The 6,470-nt window shown below is 55.2% G+C and carries 3 protein-coding genes and 1 pseudogene; 3 read left to right on the top strand and 1 reads right to left on the bottom strand.

Annotated features, from left to right (window positions below; genetic code table 11):
• Nucleotides 1-552 precede the first annotated feature (552 nt).
• Both OSO_RS47710 and OSO_RS47705 read left to right on the top strand, forming a co-directional pair.
• On the top strand, nt 553-1,257 hold the full coding sequence (locus OSO_RS47710; RefSeq protein ID WP_157605119.1) for an ankyrin repeat domain-containing protein: 705 nt from the start codon (nt 553-555) through the stop codon (nt 1,255-1,257).
• Nucleotides 1,258-1,693: 436 nt separating this feature from the next.
• Nucleotides 1,694-3,898 carry an RNA polymerase sigma factor gene (locus OSO_RS47705; protein ID WP_157605118.1) on the top strand — a complete coding sequence of 735 codons (2,205 nt, stop codon included), beginning with the start codon at nt 1,694-1,696 and terminating at the stop codon, nt 3,896-3,898.
• 322 nt (nt 3,899-4,220) lie between these two features.
• Here the strand turns inward: OSO_RS47705 and OSO_RS0109535 are convergent, their stop codons facing one another.
• Nucleotides 4,221-5,441, bottom strand: coding sequence for a prenyltransferase/squalene oxidase repeat-containing protein (locus OSO_RS0109535; protein ID WP_010583170.1), 1,221 nt, complete (start codon nt 5,439-5,441; stop codon nt 4,221-4,223).
• 711 nt (nt 5,442-6,152) lie between these two features.
• Here OSO_RS0109535 and OSO_RS51915 point away from each other — a divergent pair.
• Nucleotides 6,153-6,470: pseudogene (locus OSO_RS51915) on the top strand (transposase); the annotation flags it as partial.

Raw genomic sequence — 6,470 nt, 5'->3', positions numbered from 1 at the left:
CTGCGCGCTCATTACAATGAGGCGGTTATGAAATGCTCTCTAGTACAAGCATAGTGATGAAATGTAGATCTCACACATCCAGATTACCCGGCTCCGGAACACTCGTGTATCGACAGATCGTGGATGGCGTGACGTCTACCTCACGTTCTCCTTCTGAATCTGCCCCGCTACAATTCCCTGAAAATGATTGACAACAAGACTTGCGCTGCATGTGGGAAGAGGCTGCCGGCCGCAGACTTTAATGGCTCGGCACAGACAGCCGACGGGCTCGCTCGCACTTGCCGGGCGTGCATCAATGCCCGCCGGCGCGAACGCTACCGATCGGGAGTCAAACACCCGCGAGGAAAAGCCCGAGCGACGGTCATAGCGGCAGCACTCCTGCACGGCGACGTGAAGATGGTCCAAGAGCTGCTCGATGCCGGCACAACAGCGAATTGGGACTGGATTTGCGAGACGATGCGAGAAGGTCATATCGCCCTAGCTGAGACGCTCCTTCAAGCTGGTATCGAGCGTAACATTTTCACGATGGCGGCGATGGGGGATGTAAAAGGAATGACGAATAGGCTGAGGCGAGCTCGCGCAGACGCACGCCTCACCGCGGATATGGAACCGGCCAGCAGTCGAGTGACCCCGCTGCACGTCGCGTGTGCATCCGACTGGAAATCTCATGGGCACGATCGAATGGCAGTTCAGGCGCAAGCGGCAATGACTCTCGCCGAACATGGTGCCGATTTGAATGCGCTTGCGTGTTATCGAGGTATTGGTGACGCGACGCCTCTGTTCTGCGCGTGCTGGTCTTCTGAAAGCCTTATGCTTGTCCGCTGGCTCCTGGATCACGGAGCCGCAGCCACAGATGCGTGTCTCCCGGCCGCGCTGGGCCATCTTCAACGTCACGGCCGAGGGGCGTATGATGTCGCCGAAGCGCTCGTATCCCACGGCCTTGCAATCGATCATGGAGTTGGCACAGGACGCACTCTTCTGCAAGCATTCGCAAATCAAGGCGATCATCGTACTGTGGCGTGGTTAATCGGGCACGGTGCAGATGTTAATGCGCACAGTTCCAGTGGGCGAACGGCCATCCATTATGCGGCCGAGAGAAACACGGTGCCGAAGACTCTGGCACTGCTTGTTGAAGCGGGAGCTGACCTGTTGGCCCGCGACGCAGACGGACGCACGGCCCAAGAGATCGCCGAGCTTAATGGGAAGCCTCGCCTCGTTGAGTGGATTGGGACGCGGCTTCACGCGAATCGTCGGTGATTTACCCAACCGGGGCGCTCGACCCGCCCATACCGCAGAGGCACAACGTTATTGAAGGACAGGGATTCCGTTCTCGATCCGTCGCCACAAACCCGCATCCCAGCCGTAAACGCTGGCCAAAAATGTTCTAACGGTGTCCTGTCAACTCGACTATTCTTCAAGAGCCGTCCTTCGTCGAGTCAAGCTCTCGCCTGCACCGGACGCGGCTGTCTTTTAGAGTGAATCTCTCAAATTCGCGGGGAAAAATGCAAGAATGGTGCGTCACGATGGCTCTATATCAGTATCGGTTGTTCGATTGCCACAGCAGTAGGGCGCGGTGCATCGCGACCATGGTGAATCATTCCTGGTTGTTAAGTGTGTACACGGCTACTGGAAATATGTGGAACTAGATGCGCCTGTTCCAGTTATTTCAGTTGTTCAAGCCTGGGCGAAATTGATGGAAAAGTCGGGACTGACACTGGAAAGCATCGATCCGCCTTCTGGCGAATCCGAAGCGACGACCGACCAACTGCTAAAGGCCTTCGTCGAACGTCGAGATCAGACGGCCTTTGAACAGCTGACTCGGCGCTTCGGGCCATTCGTATTCGGGGTCTGCCAGCGAATTCTTTCAAACCATCACGACGCCGAAGATATCTTTCAGTCGACGTTTATGTCACTCGCCCGCCACGCCGGGGAGATCCGACATGGAGAAACGCTCGCCATCTGGTTACATCGCGTCGCTTATCGCACGGCACTCAGGGCAAAGTCAAAGGTCGATGCCCGAGTACAAAAGGAACTACGAATGTCCGAGATTCCTGAACCGTCGACCACCGAAAAGAACCTTTGGGGCGATCTTGAACCGATTCTGGATCAAGAATTGGACAAACTGCCTGAGATTTACCGTCTGCCCGTCCTGCTGTGTGACATTGCTGGGATGACGCAACGTGAAGCCGCCAATCAACTCAATTGTCCCGAGGCAACGATCTCGACTCGATTAATGCGCGCTCGAAAACTGTTGGCCAACCGTCTTACTCGACAAGGTCTGGTGTTTTCGTCGGCAACACTCACCGTGTTGCTGTCACAGAATGCCGCCTCGGCCGCCCTGCCGACGTCGTTGATTGCATCGACGTTGACTGCGGCTTCGACCGTCAATCCCGTTGCGGTTACCACGATGGGCAACGTGTTTGCACAATTCAAAGCACTATTCAGTTCGGTCGGCCAATCGTTTGCCGTTGGCAAAGCGGCGATCATTGGCGTCGCCGCGACCACGGCACTTGCAGCCGGCATCACCACTCAGTTTCCGGCCGACAACACGCAGCCCGAGTCGGCTTCGAAAAAGTTGGTCGCACCTTTCGAAGAAGTTGCGGCCACGTATCGCAAAAACTACGCCGCCATCAAGTCGCTGCAGCTGGTCACAAAGTCCGATTCCGAGGTTTTGACTGATCCGGAAGTTTATTACACAGCTTTCAAGGACGCCGACAGTCTGATCAAGCTTGAGGGCGACCGCACGACGCTGGTCATTGATGCAGACAAAGTCATGCTGAACCGTCAGCGGAAAGGAAAGACTTTCAACGGAGTCATGAACCAACTCCACCAAAAACATCCTGGACTGTATCCCCTGTCGGAACGAATCACGATCCCGACGTATCGAGAGATCACCGAACAGCTTCCCGAGACACCGACGGAAACTCGCGAGTCGGTTCGAGTTTTCAACGGAGACGTTTTGCTGGATAACAGCCGTGGAGGACGCATGAACTTCAGCGCGGAAGATCGTTCGTTAAGGCCACAGCACAATATCCAGAAGCCATCTCACCTCAAAACGCAGGAATTTTTTTATGAGGGGAACTTTAACTATCTCGATCTGATGCTCTATGGCATCACCGGAGCCAAGGTTCCCCTCGACCACCTGCAACGAGCGAAATTCCGGCTGCCCGACTTGTTGGCAACTGGAAAGTGGCAGGTTGTCGCGAACCATGAGCTTCTGGATGGCGCTGACTGCCTGGTCATCAAGTCGTCAGACAAAAATCAATTCTGGCTCGACCGTAATGCCGGTTTCGCAGTTCGTCGCTGGACGACGGCCAGTCCAATTCAGTCTGATCGAGAGTATCACGATCTGCGTCAAGTCGCTGCCAGCTTCTGGATGCCGCAATCCATCACGATCACCTGGTTTGGGAACGATTCCGCGCCGAGAGAACTTCGAGGCAAGCCAACGCTTCGACAACGATACGAGGTCGTCTCCTGCGAAATCAACCAACCAGTCCCTCAATCGTCATTTCAATTGGTGCCGAAGCCCGGCGTCATTGTTTGCGATCTGACGATGCAGCCACTCGATGCCAACGGCAATCCGATGGAGGTCGGTTCGAATGAGGAGGGAATGTACTTTGGCCGCTATATTTATCCCGATGATTCGAAGCAGCTTCCGGAAGTTCTGAAGATGGCGGCGATCGAATTCGGATCTCTCCTATCCGGTACCCGAAAACTCAAGGCGCCGTCCACCACTGGAGTGGCCGGAGCCATCGGACGGGCCGCAGTCGCGGGATCAGAAAGCCCTATTCAGACTCGACGTGTGATCGCGAATCCGATTTCTTGGTTTATCGCGGCAAACGCGCTGTTTTTGCTGGTCGTGGCCGGCTACTTCATCTACCGACGACGACTTTCCTAGGAACGAACCGCGCGAGAATTCGGTTCACGGCTAGAGACAATGGCAGCAGCAAAACCACAGAACCCGGCAGTGACCAATCAAGCCAGACTTCGGCAAAGTCACACCGTGCCGCGTCTTCCGTGCGGCAAGACCTTCTCGTGTCGGCGTCTCAGCCGAACGTTATTTTTTTCGGACGCCGAGTCACCCACTCGAAGCGATGATGGCCGACAGGTACCTGCAACTCGCACGCGATCAGCTGCAACAGGGTGACTCCTCGCGATAGGGATCAGAAGGCGTTCCGTCAGGACAATGCAGATTTCGCCCAGCATCGCGAAAAGTCGCTTTACGAGCCTGACTTTCCCAGCGTTTCCAGCAACCCGATCGCAACCCAGGCGGTGCCCCAGTAATGATAGATTTCGTCGCGAACCCTCAGGCGTTCAGGATCGGTGGACTTCGTGAAGTTCTTGGCCGGAGTCAGCCAGGAACCGTCGGATTGCTGCGACGCGAGCAGCCATTTGCGAGCGTCTCGAAAGACTGACGAGTCGTCTCCAGCTCGGACCTTCGCCAAAACGTAGATCGCCAGGCCGGTCGTGAGGGCATCGCTTGGTACACCTTTTTCCCACCCCCACACGCCGTCGCCGTTCCGAACATCCAGCAATTGTTGACGCAGTTTCGCGACAGTCTCGGCCGACCCGAATTGATGCTCAAACAAGAGCCGCATCGCCAACCATTCGCGATTATCGGGATTCGGCGTCTGTTGCCGTTGATAAGCAATGGCTTTCTGAATCGACGCAGATCTCTTCAGATCTGGTGTGTCGTAAGAAGCAAGTGCGAGCGTCGTCCACATCGTGGTCGTTTGATATGCCGTAGGAAGCGTCCAGCGGCGCATTCCGGCGAACTGACCACCCGTCGTCCACGAGCCGTCCGCCAACTGAATCTGGCTCATCAGGTCGATCACGCCGTCGCGAAATTCAGGTTGAGTCAGAACACTCGCAGTCCCTTGACTTGCGATCAGCAATGGGCCAAGGGCCTCGAGACCGCCCCCAACGCGATCGAATATGTCAACTGTCCGCTCGGAAATCTTCAGCACGGTCGCCCGATGCGACTTCATTTCGTCTTCAGTCAGCAGCGGCGTCAGCTCCGCAAGGAATTCAGCTTCAGCTTGGAACGGGCGTGCGATCAGCGGCTTGAGCTTGTCTTTCACGGCCAGCGGCAGCGTCGCCGCTTCGGGTCTGCCGAGGTCGTAACTCCGCAACCGGAACAGAATGCGATTTGCGAGCGAATCCTTCCGAGTCCACTCGTCCCACTCCGCCAACTTCTGGGAATCGACCGTGAAGCCTTGAGCCTGCGCCGATCGATGCGACCACAGCAGGAACGGCACATGATGGCAAGACATGCAGCCGTGACCATCCATCCAGGCCACTCCCTCTTTTTCCAGGAAGGGAAGGCTGCGTGACACGGCATCCCGAACCGCAGTATCGTTGTCTTGTGCCGGATCACCGGCCCAGACTATGGAGCTGAGAGTACCGAAGAAAAACAGGGTCGCAAAGATCACGCGGGTCATGCTGGATCTCACTCGTTTAACGGTTCCGCTTCCGAGTCATGAGAATCCTCGACCAAGCTGCGCGTCGCGTCTGTCGACAATCAAGAGATTCAGACGACAGTCTACCGCCGTTCAATGGCACTGTGAACCCACGTCCACAACGTGCCTGTGGTCTGAATAGTTTTTCGGGATGGCCAGAAGATGACTCTCTTGCCAAATTCTGACGGAGGGGGGCCACCCTTGTGCACAAGCGGCAAGTCCATATCCAATTCGATCGATATGACCGAGGCAGTTTTTATTAGAGGTGGTTTCACAACCTGATGAGAAATTTCTGCCGAATGCGGTTTTCCAAGTGGTTTTCCACCAGCAAAGGCTGCGAGAAAAGGGTTTTGAAACTACCTATAGCCTTCAAGTCGCGGGGTAGCAGGGGCAGGTTCCCGATGTTTGAATCCGACGACTCAACCTAAACGCTGTCTTTGGATGACTCTCTTGGACGCATAAAACTTCGAAAAGTACATCGTCATCCCATATCGCGCCTTCAGCTCGGTATTAAAGATCAATCTACAGACGACACTACGTTGGCGAGCATCACTCCGTTCTGACCGGTGTCTTCTCTATAGCGAAAGTATTGTTGCCTGCGTCAAATCATGAAGTGGACCCCGTTTTTCGGACCACCGTCTTAGATAGAAAACGGAGTTTGGATCGAGGATTATTGAGGCATCGTGTCGAGCAATTGAGCGGGAGACAACCGTGCCTCGGAGCAGACGTAAATTCGACGGACCATTTAAGGCGAAAGTTGCCTTGGATGCGATTCGTGGATTGAAGACGACGAGCGAATTGGTATCGATTCATAAAGTTCATGCGACGCAGATTGCACTTTGGAAAAAGCAGCTGTTGGAAGGAGCGATTTCGATTTTCGAGAGTCCTTCAGCGAGCAAGGCCACCACCGACGAACCGAGTTCCGCAGAGCTCTATGAACAAATCGGTCGACTGAAGGTTGAGCTCGATTGGCTCAAAAAAAAAGTGGCCGAGCACGGTGGCTGAACGTCG

Origin of the sequence: Schlesneria paludicola DSM 18645, assembly GCF_000255655.1 — a bacterium.
In the GTDB taxonomy this organism is placed as follows: domain Bacteria; phylum Planctomycetota; class Planctomycetia; order Planctomycetales; family Planctomycetaceae; genus Schlesneria; species Schlesneria paludicola.
This window is presented reverse-complemented; position numbering and strand designations above follow the sequence as displayed.

Bases quoted from the DNA above. Each gene is read 5' to 3' on its own strand.
- OSO_RS47710 (WP_157605119.1), top strand. From the start codon at position 553: ATGACGAATAGGCTGAGGCGAGCTCGCGCAGACGCACGCCTCACCGCG.
- OSO_RS47705 (WP_157605118.1), top strand. From the start codon at position 1,694: ATGGAAAAGTCGGGACTGACACTGGAAAGCATCGATCCGCCTTCTGGC.
- OSO_RS0109535 (WP_010583170.1), bottom strand. From the start codon at position 5,441: ATGACCCGCGTGATCTTTGCGACCCTGTTTTTCTTCGGTACTCTCAGC.